Raw genomic sequence first — 21,892 nt, 5'->3', positions numbered from 1 at the left:
GGAGGTGGCGCATGGTCCGTCGCAGTGCTCTCGCCAACGCCTTCGCCGCTACGCTGCTGGCGCTCGGCGTCGCCTCCTGGGCGAACGCCATGACCCTCGAGACCTGGCTGGCCGAGAAGGCCGCCTGGTACGACGCCCACCCGGCGCTGAAGACCACGCCCGGCAGCGGCTGGAAGCCCTACAACCGGGCGCGCTGGGACTACGAGCGGAGCCTCTACGAGGGCGCCATGCCCACGCCGGCCCAGCGCTGGGCGGCCATCGAGGCCCGTCTGGCGCGGCAGGAAGAGCGCGCCTACGGCGACTGGTTCTGCGCGGGGCCCGCGGAGCTCTCCGGACGCATCCTGGACATCGCCTTCGATCCCACGGACACGGACATCGTCTACGTCGGCGCGGCCAGCGGGGGGCTCTGGAAGTCCAGCGACCGCGGCGCGACCTGGAGCACGACCACCGACCAGCTCGCCGTGCTGGAGGTGGGGGCGGTGGAGGTGCTCCCCTGGAGCCACGAGACCGTGCTGCTCGGCTCGGGCGAGGGGAACGGCGCGGGCGTCTGGGGCCTCGGCCTGCTGCGCTCCACCGACGGCGGCGCCACCTGGCAGCAGACCAGCCTGAACTACGCGCTCACCGACGGCCACGGCTTCAACGCCATCGCCACGAATCCGCTCACGCAGGTCATCCTGGCGGCCGCGCGCGACGCCCTCTGGCGCTCCACCGACGACGGCGCCACCTGGACCGCCGTGGCCCAGGGCCTCTTCTACGACGTGGTCTGGTCGCCCGACGCGACGCGGGTCTACGCCGTGCGCGGCGACGCCATCGGCCAGAACGGCGTTTTCGTCTCCACGGACGACGGCCTCACCTTCGACTACGCCGGCGTGGGCCAGGCGCCGGGCACGCAGATCGGCAACAGCCGGCTCGCCGTCTCGGCCGCCGCGCCCGACTGGGTCTACGTGAACTACACCAACCGCGGCACCAGCGAGACCCTGGGCGTCTACCGCAGCACGGACGGCGGCGCGACCTGGGAGGCCCGCAACACGTCGCTCAACATGACCGGCGGGCAGGGCTGGTATAACGTCACGCTGGCCGCCGACCCCGACGATCCCGACCGCCTCGTGGCCGGCGGGGTGCGTCTCTACCGGTCCGTCGACGGCGGTGCGAGCTTCAGCATCACCGGCGACGGGAACATCCTCGGCGACGAGAGCGCCGTTCACGTGGACCACCACGCCGCGGTCTACGTGCCGGGCGCAAGCGACGAGCTCTGGGTGGGCAGCGACGGGGGCGTCTGGCGCTCGCTGGACGACGGCCTCACCTGGGCCTCGCGGCGCGAGGGGCTGGTGACCTACCAGTTCTACGACATCGGCGTCGCGCAGACGGATCCGCTCGTCATGATGGGCGGCACCCAGGACAACGGCGTGCCCGGCCGCACGGACCCCGACAGCTGGTTCGCGTCCACGCTGCTCGCCGACGGCATGGTGACCTGCGTGTCGGCGCTCAACGCGAACCACGTCTACAGCGAGTGGCAGTTCGGCAACCACGTGCGCAGCTACGACGGCGGCCAGAACTGGACGACCATCATGAACGGCATCTACGGCAGCGGCGCCTGGGTGACGCCGATGGCCGCCAGCGCGCAGGCGCCGTCGACGGTCTTCACCTCCACCAGCGCGGGCATCTTTCGCACGGAGTCTGGCGGCACGGTCTGGACCAACGTCGCGCCCCACACCGCCACCTGGATCGCGGTCAGCCCCGTGGATCCGCAGGTCGTGTGGACCATCGCGGGCAACAGCCCCCGCCTGTCCACCGACGGCGGCGACACATGGAGCCTCGTGAGCGCCTTCGGCTTCCCGACGCCGGGCGCGTCCAAGATCCTGCCGCATCCCGCCGAGCGGGAGGGCGTGCTGGTGGTCTTCTACAGCTACGCCGACGTGGCCCACGTCGCCGTGAGCCACGACCTCGGCGCGAGCTGGGAGAACGCCTCCGGCGACCTGCCCCTGCAGCCCGTGCGGGCCGTGGCCGTGGATCCCCTGCGCACCGAGAACTGGTTCATCGGCACGGACACCGGCGTCTGGCACTCGGCCGACGCCGGGGCGCACTGGCTTCCCTGCGGCGCCGGCCTGCCCATCGTGCGGGTGATGGACCTCGAGATCAACGGCTACGCCCACAAGCTGCTGGCGGGCACCTATGGCCGCGGGGCCTGGGAGCTGGACCTCGACGCCGTCACGGCCGCCGGCGGTCCGGAGGCCGTCGCGCCCGGCCTCCTGCTCGACGCGCCCTTCCCGAACCCCGTCCGCGGCGACGACGGCGCTACCTTCCGCTTCGCTTCTCGCCGCGCCGAGGGCGCCGCGCTGGCCGTCTACGACGTGCGCGGCCGACGCGTGAACGCGGCCACGCCGGTGCCGGGCGACGGGATCATCCGCACGCTGCGCTGGACGCCGGGCGAGCTGCCGAGCGGCGTCTACTTCGCGGTGCTTCAGGCCGGGGACGCGCGCGTGACGCGCAAGCTGACACTCAGCCGCTAGCGCCCACCCGATTCGGCCAGCAGGCGCGCGCGCAGCGCCGCGGGCCAGGCGGGCATCGCGCCTGCCCGCGAGGCCACGAAGGCGCCCAGCGCGCAGGCGTCCTCGAGGATGCGGCCGGCCTCGCGCCCCGCGAGCTCCCCGAAGAGCAGGGCTGACGTGAAGGCGTCGCCGGCGCCCACGCTGTCGGCCACGGCCACCGGCGGCGTGGGGCGATCCGTGCGCCCCTCGCCGTCGAAGGCGCTCGCCCCGCCCGAGCCCCGCGTGACGTAGATCCGCCGCAGCGCAAAGCCTTCGCGAAGGTGGCCGGGCAGGGCGTTGCCGGCGGGCAGGTCGAGCAGGCGGCTCAGCGCAGCGAGTTCGTCCTCGTTCAGCTTGAGCACGGTGGCGCGCGCGAGGCTCGCGCGCACGACGTCGGGGTCCGCGAACGGAGGGCGCAGGTTGAGGTCGCAGAGGCGAAGCGCGCCGGGGGCCGCGTCCAGCGCCGCCGCCAGGGCCTCGCGGCTCGGCGCCGCGCGCTGGGCCAGCGTGCCGTAGACGATCGCGTCCGCCCCCGCCGCGGCTTCCAGCAGCGCCGCCGTGGCCAGGATCGCGTCCCAGGCGGCGGGGGCCTCGATGTGGTAGCGGGGGGCGCCGGGCGTGTCCGTCGCCACGATGACGCGCCCGGTGGGCAGCCGCGGCGAGCGGGCGACCAGGGTGACGTCCACGCCGGCCTCGCGCAGCTGGGCCAGCGCGCGTTCGCCGTCCTCGTCCTCGCCCACGCAGCTGGCCAGGCGCGCCTCGACGCCCAGCTGCGCCAGATGATGCGCCACGTTGGCCGGCGCCCCGCCCAGACGGGGGCCGCCGGGCAGCCGGTCCCAGAGCAGCTCGCCGAAACAGAGAACGGAGGCCATGCCTCAGCATAGCCTCCGTTCCGCGGGCGTCAATGTCGCGGCTACTTGAGCCGGTCGTGGAACTTCTTGCGGAACTTCTCGAGCTTGGGCGAGATCACCACCTGGCAGTAGCCCTGCTGCGAGTTCCGCTGGTAGTAGTCCTGGTGATAGGTCTCGGCCGGGTAGAACTGGACGAGAGGCAGCACCTGCGTGACCACGGGCTTGGACCACACGCCCGACTCGTCGAGCGCGGCGATGGCGGCCTCGGCGATGCGCTTCTCCTCGTCGTTGCGCGTGAAGATCACCGACCGGTACTGCGTGCCCACGTCCGCGCCCTGACGGTTCTTGGTGGTGGGGTCGTGCACGCTGAAGAACACCTCGAGGATGTCCGCGTAGCTCAGCACGGCCGGGTCGTAGAGGATCTGCACCACCTCGGCGTGGCCGGTGTCGCCCGTGCAGACGTCCTTGTAGTCGGGGTTCCGCACGTCGCCGCCGGAGTAGCCGGAGGTCACGGACTGCACGCCCTCCAGCTCCTGGAAGACGGCCTCCAGGCACCAGAAGCAGCCGCCGCCCAGGGTGGCGGTCTCCAGCCGGCCGTGCTGCGTGTCGTTCATCGTATCGGCTCCTGCGCTGCTGGCCAGGGCCGCCAGGGCGACCAGGGCGAGGGTGAGGGTCCGGACCATGTTGGGCCTCCGGCGCTGGCGACCGGCCCGCGGGGCGGTCGCGAAAGTGTACTCGCTCGGTACAAATTACGGCGACGGACGGCGCCGTCAAGGCCCGTCCGACGCTGGCAGGTACGGGAGCCCGGGCGGCGCGTGACAGCCTAGCCGGCGAAGGCGGGGCGGAATTCGCCCGCCAGCAACGCGTAGAGGTAGTGATCCCGCGCCAGGCCCTGGACCAGGAAGTAGCCCCGCAGGCGCCCTTCCCGGCGCATGCCCAGCTTCTCGGCCACGCGGCGGCTGGCGCGGTTCTTCACGTCGCAGGTCAGATAGATGCGCCGCAGCTCCAGCCGGCCGATGGCCTCGCGCAGCAGCAGGCTGGCGGCGTGCGTGGCCAGGCCCTGACCCGCCCGGTCGCTGCGCACCCAGTAGCCCAGCTCGCCGCTCTGGTTCACCGGGCGCAGCATGAGGCCGATGCCGCCGACGAGCTGGCCGTCGTCCTGGCTGAAGATGTTCAGGTGCAAGCCGCGGTCGTCACGCGCCTGCTCGCGGGAGAAGTCGAGGAAGTCGCGCGCGGCGCGGACGTCGTAGTCCGCGGAGGCCCAGGGCAGGAAGGCCTCGAGCTCGGGCAGGCTGTCCTGCACGGCGCGCGCAAGCTGCGGCGCCTCGCTCATGCGCGCGCGGCGGAGGCAGAGCAGGTCGTCGGCGATCTCGACATTCTTCATCGCGCCCCCTCCTCGGCGGCCGCGGCCGCCGGTCCGAGGCCGAGGCCCATCAGGGTCCAGAGCAGCAGGGCGATCTCCGCGTCACCGAAGTTCCACTCGAAGAGGCCGCCCACCATGAACCCGAGCCAGACGGCGAGGGCGGCCAGGGTCCAGGCCGCGGCGAGCGGCGGCGCGCGCTCGCCGAGCCGGCGCAGGGCGCGCCAGCGACGGGCGAGCTGCCAGGGCAGCGAGACGAGGAATAGCAGCGCCAGCAGCAGGCCCGGCCAGCCCCAGATCGCGGCGAACATCGCGAGGTTGCTGTGCAGGTGGCCCTTGATCTCCACGTCCTCGCCGCGATGGTAGTCGCTGTAGATCGCCTTGAGATCCAGGTCGCCGACGCCCGTGAGCGGATGGTCCTGGAGCATCCGCCAGCCGGTCTTCCACATGATCACGCGCTGGACGTTGGTGCGGTGCTCCGGATTGAACGAGGAGAGCATCCGCGCCCGGAAGCTGGCCGGGGCCACGACCACCGCGAGCACCGCCAGCACCGCGAAGATCGGCGCCGCCTGGGGCCGCTGCAGCAGGAGCAGCAGCAGCGTGCCGGCGCCGAAGCCGAGCCAGGCGTTCCGCGTGTAGGTGAAGACCAGCGCGACGAGCACCGTCATCAGCGCCGGCAGCAGCGGCAGGCGCGCGCGCCAGTCCTTGAGGCGGACGAGAAAGGCCACCAGGCTCAGGCCGCAGAGCATCATGAGGCCGCCGGCGGTCATGTAGCCCTGCACCAGATCCGCGCGCCCGAGCAGCCCGCCCGGCCCGCGCAGGTACTGCACGATGCCCACCACGGCCACGCCGGTCGCGCCGAGGCCGAGCGCGGCGATCAGGCGCCGGGCCATGCCCGGCCTGACGGCGGCGCCGGCGTAGAGCCAGAGCGCAGGCAGCAGCAGGAAGCGCTTCGCGTGGTGGAGGCTCTCCGCGGGGATCTGCGAGAAGGCGATGTCGAGCAGGGCCCAGCCCACGAAGAGCGCCGCGGGGAGCTCGACGCCCGTGCGCGGCGGGCGCCAGCCCGCGGTCAGCGCGAGCGCGGCGATGACGAGTGCCACCGCCAGCGCCGTCTGCGAGACCGCGATGGAGAACGGCATGCTGAAGATGCCCAGCAGCAGCACGGCGTCGAGCGCGGCCTCGAAGCGAGGTCTCAGCGCGCGCAGGCGTCCGGCGAGGCCCGCCGTCTCGCTCACCCGCGGGACTCCCGTCCCGCCGGCGCGGGCTGCCGGCTCGAGCGGGGCGCGTGGACGCAGCTTCGCACCAGCGCGCCGCTGCCGGCGGCCCCGAGCTGCCGCATCAGGAAGACGAACTGCTCGCGCAGCGCGGCCCGCAGCGTGGCGCGCAGGTCCGCGGGCAGATCCCAGAGCTGCCGCTTGAACGGGCCCCAGGCCTTCTTGCGCAGCTTGTAGACGAACTGCTGGTCGCTGTCGCCCGGCTTGCGCTCGGCCCCGCGCGCGTCGTGCAAGTGCCTGTCGATGGCGGCGAGCAGTTCGGCGGGGAAGTCGGGGTGCCCGAAGACGAGGTTCTGAAAGCCCGTCGCCAGGTGGATCTCGCTGCAGCAGCTGGCCGGGAAGCGGTGGAACAGCTCGGCCGGCAGCGTGCTCGCGCCGTGCTGCACCGCGCCGCTCAGGCCGTAGGTCCCGCGCGCGCGCCCGCCGATGGACTCCAGCACGCCGAAGTCCAGCTGCACGTTGGCCACGGAGCCGTCGGCGAGCGGCACGCCGCCGTGGCTGGTGCCCGTCTGCACGCTGATCTTGCTGATGCCGACCGCGCCCGGCGCCAGCCGTTCCAGCTCGCGCGCGTAGCCGGCCATGTAGGCCTCGAACTCGTCGACGGTGGAGTTCGCCGTGCCGACCTCCCCGATCTCGCCGCCCACCGAGACGCTCACGCCCTCCGGCTCCAGCGCGCGGATGCGCGCCGTGAGCCGCGCCGCGAGCGCGTAGTTGAGGCGCTGCTGGGCGTCCAGTGTGGGCTGGGAGAGATCCACCAGCGTGGAGGTGTCCACGTCGATGTTGTAGAAGCCCGCGGCGATCTCCTCGGCGATCAGGGCCTCCACCGCGGCGAGCTCTCGCTCGGGGTCCTCGGCGTAGGCGCTCGGCCGCACCTGCACGTGATCGCCCTGCACGAAGACGGGCCCACGATAGCCCGCGGCCACCGCGGCGCAGAGGATCACGGCCACGAACTCCGCCGGCGGCTGGTCGGTGTAGCCGATCTCCGTGCGCGCGATCTCGAAGATGAAGGCGCCGGCGTCCGTGGCGAGCGCCGCCTCGAACAGGGCGGCGGCCGTCTCGTAGCTGAGCCCGCGGACGTTCACCGCCGGCACGGTGAGCCCGTCCACCTCGCCGCGGCCCATGGCCGCGTAGAGCGGCGCGATGGACGCGGGCCAGGCGCCGAGGGCGGCCGCCAGGGCGCGCGCATCGGCATGGGCGGCGGCGCGGACCTCGGGCTCGGCCGCCAGCGCGGCCGCGCGGGCCAGGCGTGGCGCCGCCTCGCGGCGGCACCAGGCCTCGTCGATCACATGGAGATCGTTCCGGTCGTCAACGCGATAGCCGGTGGCCAGCTCGGCCCGCAGGGAGGCGGCGCTGCTCGTGCTCACGCTAGACGGCCTCGACGATCAGGGTGGCCGCCTCGCCGCCGCCGATGCAGAGGCTCGCGAGGCCGCGCTTCGCGCCCTTGTCCTTCATGGCGTAGAGCAGCGTGGTGAGCACGCGCGTGCCGCTGGCCCCGATGGGATGCCCCAGGGCCACCGCGCCGCCCCGCACGTTCACCTTGCTCGCGTCCAGGCCCAGGAGCTGGTTGTTGGCAAGGGACACGACGGCGAAGGCCTCGTTGATCTCGAAGAGGTCGATGTCCTTCGCCGTCAGGCCCGCCTTCTTCAGCGCCTTCTCGATGGCCTTGGCCGGCGCCGTGGTGAACCACTCGGGCGCCTGGGCCGCGCTGGCCTGGGCGACGAGCTTGACCATCGGCTTGAGGCCGAGGGCCTTGGCCTTCTCGGCGCTCATCACGAGCACGGCCGCGGCGCCGTCGTTGATGCTGCTGGCGTTGGCCGCCGTCACCGTGCCCTCCTTCTCGAAGGCCGGGCGCAGGGTGGGGATGCGGTCGAAGCTCACGCGGCCGGGCTCCTCGTCGGTGTCCACGACCACGGGGTCGCCCTTGCGCTGAGGGATGCTCACCGGCGCGATCTCGGCCTTGAACGAGCCGTCGGCGATGGCCGTCTGGGCGCGCCGGTAGCTCTCCGTGGCGAACGCGTCCTGGCTGGCGCGATCGACCTTGCACTCGCGGGCGCAGAGCTCGGCCGCGTTGCCCATATGGTAGTCGTGGTAGGGGTCCCAGAGGCCGTCGAAGACCATGCCGTCCTTGAGCGTCCAGTCGCCCATTTTCGTGCCCCCGCGGGAGTTCAGGGCGTAGTGCGGCACGAGGCTCATGTTCTCCATGCCGCCGGCCACGATGACGTCCGCGTCGCCCACGGCGATGGCCTGGGCCGCCAGCATCACGCTCTTGAGGCCGCTGCCGCAGACCTTGTTGACGGTGAGGCACTCCACGGACTCGGGCAGGCCCGCGCCGAGCGCCGCCTGCCGCGCCGGGGCCTGACCGACGCCCGCCGGCAGCACGCAGCCCATGATGCACTCGTCGACCTGGTCGGGCTTCACGCCCGCACGCTCGAGCACGGCGCGGATCGCCACCGAGCCCAGCTTGGGCGCGGGCACGCCGGACAGCGCGCCGAGAAACGAACCGATGGGAGTACGGGCAGCGGAGACGATGACCACGTCGCGGAGCTCAGCCATGGCAGGCACCTCTTGGAACCGGTGTGATCAGGCAAGAGAGGGAGGGGGGTCTGGCGAGGGCATCGTAGTCCAAGACCCCGGCCGATGCAAGGGGACGGCGCGGAGGGTTGTCGGCCGCGCGCGGGTCGGTTATAATTGTAGACGTCGGGCCACCCTGTCGCAGTGTGTCGAGTGAACTCGGGAAACCTGTGGGCGTTTCCGCGAAGAAGGGAGCCAGCATGTCCAAGGCGCTCGGCCTCGCCGCAGCCATTCTTCTCCTCGCCATTCCCGCCCTTGCCGTCGACTGCTTCGACTACGCGTCCGGCGACACGCCGCCCGCGTACGGTGCGGTCAGCGTGCCCGGCCACGGGGGACACGTCCGCGTGGCCGGCAATACGGCCATCGTCGTCTTCTCGTATCCCTACGAGGAACTGGCGCTGGTGATCGAGACCTACGACATCCACGACCCGAACAACATCACGCAGCTCGGATCCCTGACAGGATTCGCCGCTGCGGGCATCTCGGAGTTCAGCAACCTGTCGATCGTGAACGGCCACGCGTTCTTCAACTCGCCCTTCACCTGGTGCGCGGTGGACATCACCGATCCTGCCAACCCGGTTCTGGACTTCGCGATCAGTGGCCTGGACCCCGGCACGAGCACCGTGGATGGCGACGTCGGTTACCTCACGCGGGGTGGGGGGATCGTCGAAGCCTGGGACCTCTCAGATCCCCAGACTCCCCAGCCGCTAGGTTCCGTGGCGATGCCCAACGGGCTCGCCGGGGCCATGCTCAAGATCGGCGACTATCTCTACGTCGATGCTGGGGACATTACGCTCCTGGACGCCAGCGATCCCGCCAATCTCCAGGTCTACACCTCGCTCGGTGCGGTCGGAGCGGTGAACAAGATGCTGCACTGGGGGGACCGCCTGTTCTACGTAGGCGACGACACCAACTTGCACTCCCTGGACGTCTCGGATCCCTCGGCGCCGGTGGCGACGGCAGTGAGCGTCGCGCCGCGCGCCGGTGCGCACAGCTACTGCGCGGATATGGCGGTCAGCGGCACGACACTCTACGTCTCCGATTACATCGGCGTGAGCGTCTACGACATCAGCGACGTCGACGACCCGCAGCCCATCGGCGCCTTCGGCACCGTCGAGCAGATGACCTGGTCCGTGGCGGTCAGCGACGCCGCGCTCTTTTCCTTCGGCCGGACGAGCCCGGTGCACGTCGGCTATCTCGACTGCGGCAGCATCACCGCCGTGGAGCCGGCCGCGCCGGCGAGGGCGCAGATCGCGGCCTACCCAAACCCCTTCAACCCACGCACCGAGATCCAGGTGGAGCTGCCCGCGGCCCAGCGCGCGGTCGTCAGCATCCACGACGCCCAGGGCCGCCGCCTGCGCACCCTCTTTGCCGGCGAGCTGCCCGCGGGGGCGTCCACCTTCACCTGGGACGGCACGGACGACGCCGGCCGCGGCCTCAGCTCCGGCGTCTACAGCCTGAGCGTGGACGGCGCGAGCGCCGCCGGGTCCACCCGCCTGGTTCTGCTGCGCTAGGCCCGGCGTCAGACCTTGCACCGCGCCCGGTCCCTCTCGGGGCCGGGCATTTTCGTGTCCGGCGCTTGATCGCGCGGCGACCGATCGGCTACCTTGGCGGCCTCCCGCCGGGCGGAGCCGCGGAGCATCCCCGATCACCGAAGGACGCGCATGGAGCAGGTCGAGCAACCCGGGCTCGCGGTGGCGGAGCCCAGCATCATCGTGCCGGGCGTGGCGGCCGGCTCGATGGCCGAGGCCTGGCGGCTCGCCTATCCCACCGTGATCGGCATGTTCTCGGCCACGCTCATGTGGACGGTGGACACCATCCTGCTCGGCCACGTGGGCAAGGTGCCCCTGGCCGCCGCCGGCTTCGGCGGCGTGCTGGTCTGGACTCTCTACACCTTCTTCGTCGGCACCGTGCAGGGCGTGAACACCTTCGTCGCGCAGGCCAAGGGGGCGGGACGTCCCCACGACTGCGCGCTCTTCGCCTGGCAGGGCCTCTGGGTGGCCGTGGGCGCCACGGGCCTCCTGGCGCTGCTCTACTGGCAGATGCCGCGCATCCTCGCGCTCGCCGGCCCCGAGGCCGCGGTGGAGGCCGAGTGCCTGCGCTACGTGCGCGCGCGCATGCTGGGCGCGCCCTTCCTGCTGGCCACCTTCGCCTTCCACAGCTTCTTCCGGGGCGTGGGCGACATGAAGACGCCCATGGTCATCGTGATCATCGCCAACCTGCTGAACATCGGCCTCGACCTGCTGCTGATCTTCGGCGCCGGTCCGGTGCCGGCCCTGGGGGCGCTGGGCGCCGGGCTGGCCACGTCGGCGTCGGACTTCAGCGCCGCCCTGATGGGGCTCGCGCTCTTCCTGCGGCCCGCGGTGAACGCGGTCTACGGAAGCGCGCGGCGCGCCGCCGCGGCCTTCCAGCCGGCGCCGTTGCTGCGCCTGTTGCGCGTGGGCGCGCCCATCGGCGGGCAGTTCTTCCTCGACATGGGGTCCTTCACCATCTTCATGGCGATCATGGGGCGCCTGGGCACCGACGAGCTCGCCGCCAGCCAGATCGGCATCCAGCTGCTCAGCTTCTCGTTCATGCCCGCCAACGGCATCTCCAAGGCGGCCACCACCATGGTGGGGCAGTACCTGGGCGCGGGACGCGCGGCCCTGGCCGCGCGCTGCGGCTGGGTGACACTGCGCATGAACCTGGTCTACTCGCTGGTGGTGGCCGCGGTGTTTCTGCTGGCGAGGCGTCACCTGTTCACGCTCTTCAACGACGATCCCGGCGTCGTGGCCGCAGGACTCGCGATCGTGCCCCTGCTGGCGATCTTCCAGATCCTCGACGCGGTGCAGATGACCTTCAGCAACGCCCTCCAGGGCGCCGGGGACACGCGCTTCCCGCTGCTGGTGATCCTGCTGGGCTCCTACGTGGTCTTCCTGCCGCTGGCCCTGCTGCTGGCCTATCGCCTGGAGATGGGCATCGTCGGCGGGTGGCTGGGCGAGGTGGTGGCCTTCGGGCTGATCGCCAGCCTGCTGACCTGGCGCTTCCGCGCCGGCCGCTGGCAGTCGCTACGGGTGTAGGCACGAAAAAGCCCGGCGACCTTCGCCGCCGGGCTTCTCGTTCTGCATGCGAGCAGAGGTGCGTCCTCGCTCACTTGAGCAACGTTAGCTTCTTCGACTCGCTCACCGTGCCCACCCTGAGCCGCGCGAAGTAGATTCCGCTGGCCAGGGCGCCGCCGTCGTCGTCGCGGCCGTCCCAGTTGCGAACGTAGGTCCCCGGCTCCATGCTGCCGCGTTCGAGGCTGCGCAGGCGCCGGCCGCGGACGTCGTAGATCTCGAGCACCACCGGCTGCGAGGCCTTGCCGCCCACCGTGAAGCGGATGTTCGTGCTGGGGTTGAAGGGGTTCGGCCAGTTCTCCTCGAGCCGCGCGATCTGCCCGGCCGGGAGCGGGGCCGCGTCGTCGGCGCCCACGACCCAGTCCAGCGTGGAGCGGTTGCCCGTGCGACGGAAGTCGTGCATGTAGGTGTACCAGGGAATCCGATCGGGATCGTAGGTCGTGGGGAACTCCCAGATGTACACGTTGCGGTCCCAGCCCACGAAGATCAGGTCCAGCAGGCCGTCCTGGTCCACGTCGATGAGGCCGGCCGACGACCGCGCGAACTCGCTGGTGACGAGCGGGAAGCCGTCCACCGGCGTGCCGTCCACGTGCCAGGCGTCGATGTGGCCGTTGGCGTGCGGGAGGATGACCTCCATGCTGCCGTCGCCGTCCAGATCGCCGACGGTGGCGCCGGCCTGGCTGTAGTCCTCGATCTCCACCGGCCAGCCCGGCAGCCAGGCGCCGCTCGCGTCGAGCCAGCCCAGCTCCGTCTGGTCGGCGTTGTGCACGCCGACCGCGAAGATCTCGGGCGCGCCGTCGCCGGTCACGTCGGCCAGCACGGGACTCGGGCCCTTGAGCGAGGCGCCGACGTTGCACTCGAAGTAGATCGGCCAGCCGGGCACCCGCGTGCCGTCGTGCCTGAACACGTAGAGCGAGTCGTTCTCGGCGAGCGTCACGATGTCGGGACGGCCGTCGTCGTCCACGTCGCCGATGGCGGGACTGGAGTAGATGGCGGTCATGCCCGTCTTCGGGAAGCCGGGGAGGATCGTGCCGTCGCCGCGGTAGCCGCGGAGCTGTCCGGTCGACGTGGGCAGGAAGATCTCCTGCGCGCCGTCGGCGTCGATGTCGGCCAGGCCCGTCGTGCTGCGAGTCCAGCTGCCGATGCCGCTGATCGGGAAGCCGGGCAGCGCCGTGCCGTTGGAGCGCCAGCCGTTGAGGTAGCCGCCGATGTCGGTGACGAGGATGTCCGGCGAGTGGTCGCCGTTCACGTCGCCGACGGTCACGCCGGCCCAGAGGCCGTAGCCGCCGGGGCTGGCGATGTCCTGGGGCCAGCCGGGCGCGATGCTCGCCTGGATGCCGCCGCCGACGTCCGTGAACTCGAAGACCACCACTTCGCCCGTGTCCCAGCTGCCCGCCACGACTTCGAGGCCGGGGCTGCTGGTCACGTCGGCCATGGTCAGCGGCCCGGTGCGATAGGCGCCGCCGAAGCTGCTGATGGGGCCCTTGGTGAGCGGGTTGGCGTCGCCGTCGTAGAGCTCGTTGCCATTGATGTCGTAGCCGTAGATCTTGTCGGCGCCGACGAAGATCTCGTTCACGCCATCGCCGTTCACGTCGCCCACGACCGGCGTGCCGCCGCTTTCGAGCGCCAGGGTCTGGGGCCAGCCCGCCTTCACCGGCAGCGAGGTGGTCACCTTGCTGGAGTCGGAGGACACGCCGGCGAGACCCGCAGCGGAGAGCGGCTCCACGCGGTACCAGTAGCTCGTGAAGACGTCCAGGCTCGGGTCCTCGAAGGTGGCGTTGCGCACCCAGTCCGTCGAGATGGGCACGTAGGGCCCCGACGACGCCGGCGCGCGGTAGACGCGGTAGCCGTAGGCATCGTTCTCGGGAGCCTGGCCCCACTCCACCGTGACCTTGGTCGGGTTGCTGCCGAAGGAGAAGCTCGGGGTGCCCGGCACGCCCACGGGGCGGTCGAGGACGACGATCATGCTGTCCTCGTGGCCGTAGGCATCGGTGAGCACCACCAGCAGCTCCGGCGGAGCGGCGCCCGAACGCGTCACGTTGAAGGTCGCGGGGCCCAGGTCCTGGGACAGCGCAGAGAGATCGCCCAGCGGCTGCGTGCCCGAATTGACGGTGAGGCTGCTGCTGCCGGTGGGCGTGGCGACGGCCGTCACGTCGACCGCGTCGCCGCGCCCCCAGTTGTCGAAGATCATGCCGTAGTCGGCCGTCTCGCCGTCGTCCAGGATGCCGTCGCCGTTGCCGCCCGCGCTGTCGTCCAAGGTGCCGCGGTTGAGCGAGAGCTCGGCCCCGCTGGCGATGACGAAGAAGTCGTCGCTCCAGGAGCCCTGACTCGCGTTGATGGCGAGGCTGAAGGCGGTCGTCACCTCGTCTTCGCCGAGGAAGTCGGAGATGGCGATCAGGTAGCCGCCGGCGCCGGCCGCCGTCGCGCCGGTCGCGATGCTGCCGTAGCTGTCCGTCGCGTCGACGATGGTGACCTCGGGCGAACTCGAGCTGAGCGTGGCCGCCACGTTGCTGGCGCTGGCGCTGCCGTCGTTGCGCACCGAGATGTTCAGCCGCACGGTCTCGCCGCGCTCGGGGATGCCGTTGCCGTTGCCCACCACCGAGCCGCCGGTGACGTCATTCACCGTGATGGCCGCGGTGTGGAGGCGCGGCGTGCTGGCGGGGTTCGTCCCCTGGAAGCTGGTGGCGATGGGCTTGAAGTCGCGGGCCTCGACGGACACGAAGTAGGAGCCGGAGGTCTCCGCCTTCAGGCTGAAGGTCACCTGCCCGGCCCCATCCGTGGTCGCCCACTGGTAATCCTCGTTGCCGCGCCGGATGACCACGCGCGCGTCGGGGACCGGAGCGGACATGCCGCCGGTCACCGTGAGCGTGAGCGGTGTGCCGTCCAGGGGGAAGGAGGCCGGCGCGTTGACCGACATGGTGCTCGCGGCCTTGAAGTGCAGGAAGAGGCTGGGGTCGGCCATGAGCGTGAAGGTCGAGTGCGCCCAGCGGTGCCCGCTGTCCAGGAGCGTGTCGTCGGCGTAGTACGCGAGCATGTTCATGTACAGCTCGCCGATGGACATCTCGGGGTTGTTCGCCACGAGGTCGAAGAACACGTCCATGTAGAGCGCGCTGATGTTGGCGAAGGTCTCCCGCGTCGAGCCGATAACGGCCCAGGCGCCCCCGTTCGCGTTCTTCATGAAGCTCTCGGCGATGGAGTTGTAGTCGAAGGCGCCCGCGGTGCAGTTGATCATGTAGAGCAGGAAGTTGCGCGGGCCGTTGGTCAGCTGGCTCGCCATGTAGTTGTCGAGGCTGCCGTTGCCGACGTGCATGGTCTGGCGCTCGCCGTGGCCGTTGTGCAGCACGATGTTGAAGCCGTTCTGCATGGAGTCGCGCGCCGACACCACCGTGAGCGGAAGCGAGCCGGGATACTCGGTGTAGTTCTCGTAGAGCCGCACCACGTGCTGCTGCGGGCCCGTGTACTTGCTGTAGATGGAATCGCAGAACTCGGCGCCGTCGGTGATGATGTTCTGCCCCGGCTCCCAGTTGGTGGGGAAGAGCACCTCGCCCAGCATCAGGATGCGATCCTGGTAGGGCGTCATCGTCGCGTTGCGATAGGTGGTCTGCTTGGCCAGCAGGACCTGGCACTGACTGCGCGTACCGGCCGGCAGGCGGCCCACGTTGAGTTCGGCGAGCCAGTCCACCACGTCGCCCGGGTCGCTGGAAGCGGTGTCGGCCGCCTCGGCCCAGAAGGCGTCGTGGTCGGCGTTCCAGTCGCCGTCCAGGCAGGCGAAGTACATGTCGGTGGGGGCCGTGTAGCCCTGGGCGCCGAAGATGCCGGTATAGGCGTAGCGCGGCGGAATCTGCGCGGCGTCGCCCACCAGCAGCAGGTCGCGCAGCGACCACTTGGAGTAGGCGTCGATGGCGAAGTTGCGCAGCATCTCCGCGCGGTCGCTGCCGTGCGGGTAGTGCTCGGCCATCCACTCCAGCGTGCGCACCACGGTCGGCACGCCCTGATTGGTCCGCGAGTTGGCGTAGACCTGGCAGAGGTCCGCGAAGGAGTCCACGGTGACGATCACCATGTCCACGGCCGCGCCGTCGAGGCCGGGGACGTCGGTGGGGAAGCCGTCGCCGCCCACGCGCAGGATGGGCGCGGGCAGGGACTCGGGGTTGAGCAGGCGGTCGCCGAGAGCGTTCAGCAGGCGCTGGCGCAGGGGGAAGTCCGCGCGCAGGGGCTGCAGCACGGGCAGCGCGTCGCCGACGCCGGTCTCCAGGCGCAGCGTGGCGCCGCGGAGCGCGCGCAGCGCGCCCTGGCTCTCCCGGAAGGGGTGAAGGGTGATGGCCTGCACCTGCCGTCCGTGGATCTGCTGGGGCGGGCCGATCTCCAGGTCGAAGTCGTCGGACCAGAGCAGGTCGCCGCCGCGCTGGACGGTGGGGGTCCCGCTGTCGCCGAGCAGCGGCAGGCGCCGGGGCGAGCGGGAGAGCGGGGCGACGGTGCTCTCATCGACGTCGATGAGAGTGGCGCTGGCGAGCTGCTCGCCTTCGGGCAGCAGCCAGTACCAGGTCAGGGTGGGAGGCAGACTGCTGTCGGCCTCGGGGTTCGCCACAACTTCCGCCAGCCAGCGACCGGTGGGGGTGTCGCTGCGCCAGGCCTCGTCGAGGGGCAGGTCTTTCTCGATGACGGCGGCCGAGGCGGGAAGGGTGGCCAGCAGGGTGAGCAGAGTCAGGATAGGCGCGAAATGCCGTACGCGCGGCTTCTGAGTCATCTGTACATCCTCTTGGTCGAGCTCGTTGATTGATCGGTGATTCCGAATGCCCACCGCCTACACTCGGCGACATCCGGACGGGTCGGTCCCGCTTGCTACAGGACCTGCAGGGGTAGCCTTGATTTTACCACATCGGCACAGTCCACTGCTTGTCGGAAATTCTCGGCCGAAGCCGTAACGCAGCACATACGGAGTCCCCCGCCGCGGCGTGACGCGACGGGGAGTCCTGAACCCGAGCTTTTTCTCCGAGTTAGCGCAGCAGGACGAGCTTCCGCGTCTCGCTGCGATCGCCGAAGCGGGCGCGTGCGAAGTAGACGCCGCTGGCAAGGCGGTGGCCGCCGTCGTCGCGGCCATCCCAGTCGAGGGACAGGCGCTGGCCGGGGGCGAGCGCGCCGTCGAAGAGCGTGGCCACCTGACGTCCCTGCACGTCGTGCACGGTCAGGCGCGTCGCCGTGGGGGCGGCGCCGGCCGGCAGGGACAGCGTGAGCCGCGTGCTGGGATTGAAGGGGTTGGGGAAGTTCTGCTCCAGCGTGCCCGCGGCGGGGGGCGCGGCTTCGCCCGGCAGCCCGGTGAGGTCCTGCGCGTAGCGCGTCTCCTCGTAGACGAGCGTGGCCTCCGTCAGCGCCGGATTCGCGCTGCGGAACTGCACGAAGCGCAGGTTGCCCGGATGGGGGACGTCCACGTCGCCGCCACCCGGCTGCCAGGGTTCCCACTCCACGAACTTGAGCTCGTCGAACCAGGCGTGCGCGATGGCCCCCGGCGGCGGGTCGAGCGTGCAGCGCAGCTCGAACCAGTTGCCCTCGGCGGGCGTGGTCAGGTCGATCCACTGGTCGAACCAGTCGACGGTGCCGTCGAGCGCGGGGCCGAGCGCCTCGCTGCTGACGGGACTGCCCGCGTTGCGCTCGGGGTAGAAGCGCACGAGCACGTTCGCGCCGTAGGCGTTCGCGCCCTTCATCCAGCCCAGGGCGCTGTGCTCGCGGGTGGCGTCGCAGGGCAGGTGGCGGTCGAGGTCCGTGCCCGCGGCCACGCCGTCGCTCTCGCTGCGGCGCAGCGCGAGGGAGCGCGCCCCCGCCACGGACTCGGTGTCGTCGTACCATTCGTCGGCCGTGTTGACGTCCCAGAGCGACGCGCCCTCGTCCTCGAAGCCGCCGTGCCAGAGCAGCTCGCGGCCCACGCGGTACTCCCAGGCCCCGAGGCCGTCGCCCGCGAGCGAGACCAGCCGCGACAGCGAGCCCTGCCCCGCCAGCTCGAGGGGCCGGCTCACGGCCGCGGCGCCGTCCGCGCGGAAGGGCAGCGCGGCCTGCACCAGTTCGGCGCTGCTCGGCGCGCTCGCCGGATCCAGATGGATGCGCGCGCGGTCGGTGGACGGATCCACCGCCACCAGCGCGCCCATGGGCAGCGAGTAGTCGGCGAGCATGTCGAGGATCTCGCGGCCCAGGCGGCCCGTGGCCGGCCGGGTGATGTAGTCGTCGATCCAGGCCGGCGTGAGCGTGTAGCCCGTGATGCCCGTCTTCTCGATCTCCAGCGTCAGCACCACGGTGGGCAGGGTCTCGGGATAGTAGAGGTCGAAGATGAAGTTGCCGAGGCTGTGGGCGATCAGCTTGCCGTCGTAGGACTCGAAGCCCTGCAGCACGTGGGGATGGTGGTTGATGAGGACGTCCGCGCCCAGGTCGATCGCCTCCCGCCGCAGCTCGCGCTCCGAGGGGAGCGGCTCGTTGCGGAAGCGCAGTTCGGGCGCGCCGGGCACGGGCGCCGCGGCCTCGACCGGCGGTTCGACCAGCGGCAGCGAGCCGCCGGGCAGGGACTTGGCGCCGCCGGGCTCGCCCTCGTCGGGCGCGCCCTGGGTCTCGTACTCGTTGCCGCTGTGGGTCTGCACGATCACGATGTCGGCCTCGTCCCGCACCGCGTCGATGGCCTCCTCGAGGTTCTTGGGGATCAGATAGGCGAAGCCCGGCTTGCTGGCGCCGGCGTCGAGGAAGGGCTGGTAGTTCCAGCGCCGGCCGGTGCGGTTGGAGAGGCCGAGGAAGCCGAGGCGGATGCCCCGCTCGCTGAGGAAGGCGGACGCGAGGGCGCGGCGGTCGTCGGAGCCGGCGCCCATCCAGGCGATGCCCGCATCGTCGCAGAGCTGCTGGGTCTGCAGCATGCCGATCTCGCCGTAGTCCACGATGTGATTGTTGCCCAGGTCGCACAGATCGATGCCCGCGTTGGCCACTCCCACGAAGTTCTCCGGGCGCGCGCGGAAGACGACGCTCTTGGTGGGATGGGCCGTCCCCTGGTCCGTGAAGGCGCACTCCAGGTTGCAGACGCTGAGGTCGGCGGCGTCGGCGAAGATGGGCTTGCTGGGCGCGAAGATCGCGTCGACGCCCTGCGTGGCGATGATGCCCCCAGGGCTTTCGTAGCTGCGACCTATCATGATGTCGCCGACGAAGTTCACCGTGATCGGTCCCTGGCTCTCGCCGGGCTCCACGGCCACCTGACAGGTGTCGCCGCCGGTGAGGCCGTCCGGATCGGTGACGATCAGCCCCACCGCGTAGTGGTAGTCGGCCTGCACGACGAAGTCGTGATAGGGCGCGGGCTCGGCGCTGCTCGTGCCGTCGCCGAAGTCCCAGAAGTACTCGTGGCTGGGCGAGTCGGGGTCGGTGACCGTGGCGTCGAACTGCACGCCCGCGCGCCAGCGGTCGGCGGCGAGCCGGGTGAGCGCGGTCACGGTGTAGGTGGCGTCGACCGTGGGCGGCACGGGCAGGTCGTCGGTGACGTCCACCACCGCATCGAAGCGCGTCTCGCCCTGCCCGCCGTCGTCGTTGTCGTTGACGAAGATCAGGCGGTCCACCGTCGGCAGGTAACCGTGCGTGGCCTGCCAGTCCTCGCCGATCGGGAGCAGGTAGACGCGCCACTCGCCCGTGGGGAAGGCGCCCTGGTAGACCGTCCACCAGGTGGGGCCCGTCGGCAGCTGGTCGCCGGCCAGCGTGTAGAGCAGCTCGTTGGCGCCGTCGCCCACGCCGAAAGCCTGCATCTCGCCCACGTCCTCGACGTGGACCGCCACCTGCCACACCGTGCCGGCCGTCACCACGCGCGGCGAGACGCTCTCGGTCTTCCAGCTGTTGCCGAAGATGCGCAGCGAAAAGGCGCTGCCTTCGTGGGTGCCGCTGGTGATGAGCTCCCAGGCGCCGGGCTCGGCGTCCTGGCCGGGGTAGCTGTCGAGGGTGACGCTGCCGGACTCGAAGTCCTCGACAATGTCCCCGCGCGCCATGGGCGCACGGGGCTGGTCTCCGCTTCGCGGAAGCGGGGAGGCAGCGGCGGCGGTGGCGAGCAGCAGGGCGAGGGCGACGAGCGCGAGCCGTGACATGCGGACCTCCCGTGGACGGTCCAAGGATAGCACAGACCGCGCGCCGGCGCGCCTAGCCCGAGTAGGCCTCGAGCGCGGCGGCGAGCACCTGCATCGCGCCGTCGAGATCCTCGCGCTTCAGGACGTAGGCGATGCGCACCTCGTTGAGCCCGGCGCCCTCGGTGGCGTAGAAGCCGCTGGCCGGGGCCACCATGACGCTCCTGCCTTCGTGGCGGAAGTCCGTGAGCAGCCAGATGGCGAACTTCTCGGCGTCGGCCACGGGCAGCTTGGCCACGGTGTAGAAAGCGCCGGCGGGCTTGAAGGTGGTGACGCCGTCGATGCCGCTGAGGGCGTCGAACAGCAGGTCGCGCCGCTGCTGGTACTCCGTGAGCACGCCCTCGAGGTAGCTCGGCGGCGCGGTGTAGGCCGCGGCCGCGGCGAGCTGGTCCACGGTGGGCGGGCAGAGCCGCGCCTGGCCGAGCTTGGTGGCGGCGGCGAGGACGTCCTCGTTGCGCGTGACCAGGCAGCCCACGCGCGCGCCGCAGGCGCTGAAGCGCTTGCTCACGCTGTCGAGGACGATCACGCGGTCGGCCACGTCGGTCAGCGTGAAGACGCTCGCGAAGGTCGCGCCGTCGTAGACGAACTCGCGGTAGACCTCGTCGGCCAGCAGGAAGAGCCCGTGCTCGGCGGCGAGATCGCCCAGGCGGCGCACCTCGGCCGGCGTGTAGACGGCGCCCGTGGGATTGCCCGGGTTGCTGAAGAGGATCGCCTTCGTGCGCGGCGTGATGCGTCGCTCGAACTCGGCGCTCGCGGGCAGGCGGAAGCCGTCGTCGACGCTCGCGGGCACGGGCACCACGCTCACGGCCGCCGCCGCCGCGAAGCCGAGGTAGTTGGTGTAGAAGGGCTCGGGGACGAGCACCTCGTCGCCAGGATCGCAGAGGGCCAGCAGCGCGAAGAGGATCGCCTCGCTGCCGCCGGTGGTGGCGATCACCTGCTCGGGGCCGATCTCCACCTGCCAGCGCTTCCAGTAGCTGGCCACCGCCTGACGGAACTCGGGCAGGCCCGGGCTGGGCCCGTAGGCGAGGACGGTCGCGTCGTAGTTGCGGTAGGCCTGGATCATCTCCTTGGGCGTGGGGATGTCCGGCTGCCCGATGTTCAGATGGTAGATCGACGCGCCTGCGGCCTTGGCCCGGTCGGCGTAGGGCACCAGGCGGCGGATGGGGCTGGCGGGCAGCGAGCGGCCGCGGCGCGAGAGGCCGGGCGTGGTCCGAGTCGGCATGGCGACCCCCTGCGGCTGGAGATGGATGCAGGGTAATCCCGGAGGCGTCGGTCCACAAGCGTCAGCGTGCCGCCCCGGCGCCGCGGTCTGCCACGGGCGCTGCCGCCGCGACAGAATCGCGCCGATGTGGCAGCCTGGTGGCACGCCATGATGGCAGTCGCTCGCGGGGCGGGCGCGGCGATGTTCACGTGAACGTTTCGTAAGCTGTTGTAATGAGTTCACATATAGGTTCTGCACGGACTTGGCAAGGCGGTTGCTGTAGCGAGGTCGAGCATGTGAAACCCCCGAGCCCCGAGCCCTAGAGACTCGAGCCGAATCAGGAGGAGCAGAGATGACTCTCATCAAGTGGAAGCCCCAGCACACCGCCATGAACGACTTCGACCGCTTCTGGAGCGAGTTCATGGGCGCCCGGCCCTGCGTCGACGGCGACTGCGCCCCGGCCACCCTCTGGAGCCCGCGCGTGGACATCGCCGAGACCGACAAGCAGTTCGAGATCCACGTGGAGTTGCCCGGCCTGGAGAAGGGTGACATCAGCCTCAAGGTGGAGGACGGCCTGCTCACCGTGAGCGGCGAGCGCAAGACCGAGCAGGAGGAGAGCGGCCGCCGGTTCCGCCGCGTGGAGCGCCTCTATGGCCGCTTCCAGCGCAGCTTCCGCCTGCCCAAGGAGGCCGACGCCGACAGGATCGAGGCCGAGTTCAAGAACGGTCTGCTGGTCGTGAGCATCGGCAAGGCCGAGTCGGTGGCCGGCCGCGAGATCCAGGTCCGCTAGACGATTGCGGCGGGAGGGTCCCGCTCCGTGGCCCCGCCCTGAGCGAGATCTCCCGTCACGAACCCGCCCCCGGACGCAAACGCGTTCGGGGGCTTG

Annotated in this window: 13 protein-coding genes; 4 read left to right on the top strand and 9 right to left on the bottom strand. The window is 71.1% G+C overall.

What is annotated here, in order from left to right:
* Positions 1-11: 11 nt before the first annotated feature.
* Positions 12-2,510, top strand: a complete 2,499-nt coding sequence (locus tag H6693_07595; GenBank protein MCB9516042.1) for a T9SS type A sorting domain-containing protein — start codon at positions 12-14, stop codon at positions 2,508-2,510.
* Here H6693_07595 and H6693_07590 read toward each other — a convergent pair.
* The 6 genes from H6693_07590 to H6693_07565 all read right to left on the bottom strand — a co-directional run bounded on the left by H6693_07590 (position 2,507) and on the right by H6693_07565 (position 8,566).
* Positions 2,507-3,400 carry a carbohydrate kinase gene (locus H6693_07590; GenBank protein MCB9516041.1) on the bottom strand — a complete coding sequence of 298 codons (894 nt, stop codon included), beginning with the start codon at positions 3,398-3,400 and terminating at the stop codon, positions 2,507-2,509. The genes H6693_07595 and H6693_07590 overlap by 4 nt on opposite strands.
* 41 nt (positions 3,401-3,441) lie before the next feature.
* Positions 3,442-3,993, bottom strand: a complete 552-nt coding sequence (gene msrA, locus H6693_07585) for a peptide-methionine (S)-S-oxide reductase MsrA (protein ID MCB9516040.1) — start codon at positions 3,991-3,993, stop codon at positions 3,442-3,444.
* A gap of 209 nt (positions 3,994-4,202) precedes the next feature.
* Positions 4,203-4,763 (bottom strand): GNAT family N-acetyltransferase, encoded by a 561-nt coding sequence (locus tag H6693_07580; GenBank protein ID MCB9516039.1) that lies wholly within the window; start codon positions 4,761-4,763, stop codon positions 4,203-4,205.
* Positions 4,760-5,974, bottom strand: a complete 1,215-nt coding sequence (locus H6693_07575; protein ID MCB9516038.1) for an O-antigen ligase family protein — start codon at positions 5,972-5,974, stop codon at positions 4,760-4,762. Before H6693_07575 ends, H6693_07580 begins: the two co-directional genes overlap by 4 nt.
* Positions 5,971-7,377 (bottom strand): class II fructose-bisphosphate aldolase, encoded by a 1,407-nt coding sequence (locus H6693_07570; protein ID MCB9516037.1) that lies wholly within the window; start codon positions 7,375-7,377, stop codon positions 5,971-5,973. Before H6693_07570 ends, H6693_07575 begins: the two co-directional genes overlap by 4 nt.
* Before the next feature lies 1 nt (position 7,378).
* Positions 7,379-8,566, bottom strand: a complete 1,188-nt coding sequence (locus H6693_07565; protein ID MCB9516036.1) for an acetyl-CoA C-acetyltransferase — start codon at positions 8,564-8,566, stop codon at positions 7,379-7,381.
* A 218-nt stretch (positions 8,567-8,784) separates the two neighbouring features.
* On the opposite strand from H6693_07565, the gene H6693_07560 reads away from it, so the two are divergent.
* Positions 8,785-10,098: a T9SS type A sorting domain-containing protein gene (locus tag H6693_07560; protein ID MCB9516035.1), complete on the top strand. Its 1,314-nt coding sequence runs from the start codon at positions 8,785-8,787 to the stop codon at positions 10,096-10,098.
* A 150-nt stretch (positions 10,099-10,248) separates the two neighbouring features.
* The gene (locus tag H6693_07555; GenBank protein MCB9516034.1) at positions 10,249-11,643 is read left to right on the top strand and encodes an MATE family efflux transporter; all 1,395 of its coding nucleotides are present in this window, start codon (positions 10,249-10,251) and stop codon (positions 11,641-11,643) included.
* A 70-nt stretch (positions 11,644-11,713) separates the two neighbouring features.
* Here the strand turns inward: H6693_07555 and H6693_07550 are convergent, their stop codons facing one another.
* From H6693_07550 to H6693_07540, 3 genes are all read right to left on the bottom strand, one after another.
* A complete protein-coding gene (locus H6693_07550) occupies positions 11,714-16,423 on the bottom strand; it encodes a VCBS repeat-containing protein (GenBank protein MCB9516033.1) in 4,710 nt (1,569 codons plus the stop codon).
* A 250-nt stretch (positions 16,424-16,673) separates the two neighbouring features.
* On the bottom strand, positions 16,674-19,769 hold the full coding sequence (locus H6693_07545; GenBank protein ID MCB9516032.1) for a CapA family protein: 3,096 nt from the start codon (positions 19,767-19,769) through the stop codon (positions 16,674-16,676).
* 52 nt (positions 19,770-19,821) lie between these two features.
* The gene (locus H6693_07540) at positions 19,822-21,027 is read right to left on the bottom strand and encodes a pyridoxal phosphate-dependent aminotransferase (GenBank protein MCB9516031.1); all 1,206 of its coding nucleotides are present in this window, start codon (positions 21,025-21,027) and stop codon (positions 19,822-19,824) included.
* 331 nt (positions 21,028-21,358) lie between these two features.
* Between H6693_07540 and H6693_07535 the strand changes: the two genes are divergently transcribed.
* Positions 21,359-21,796: an Hsp20/alpha crystallin family protein gene (locus H6693_07535; GenBank protein ID MCB9516030.1), complete on the top strand. Its 438-nt coding sequence runs from the start codon at positions 21,359-21,361 to the stop codon at positions 21,794-21,796.
* Positions 21,797-21,892 lie beyond the last annotated feature (96 nt).

The organism is Candidatus Latescibacterota bacterium (assembly GCA_020633725.1).
Classification (GTDB): Bacteria; Krumholzibacteriota; Krumholzibacteriia; order JACNKJ01; family JACNKJ01; genus VGXI01.
Note: the sequence above shows the minus strand (reverse complement) of the source record. Positions and strands in the feature narration are given on the sequence as shown.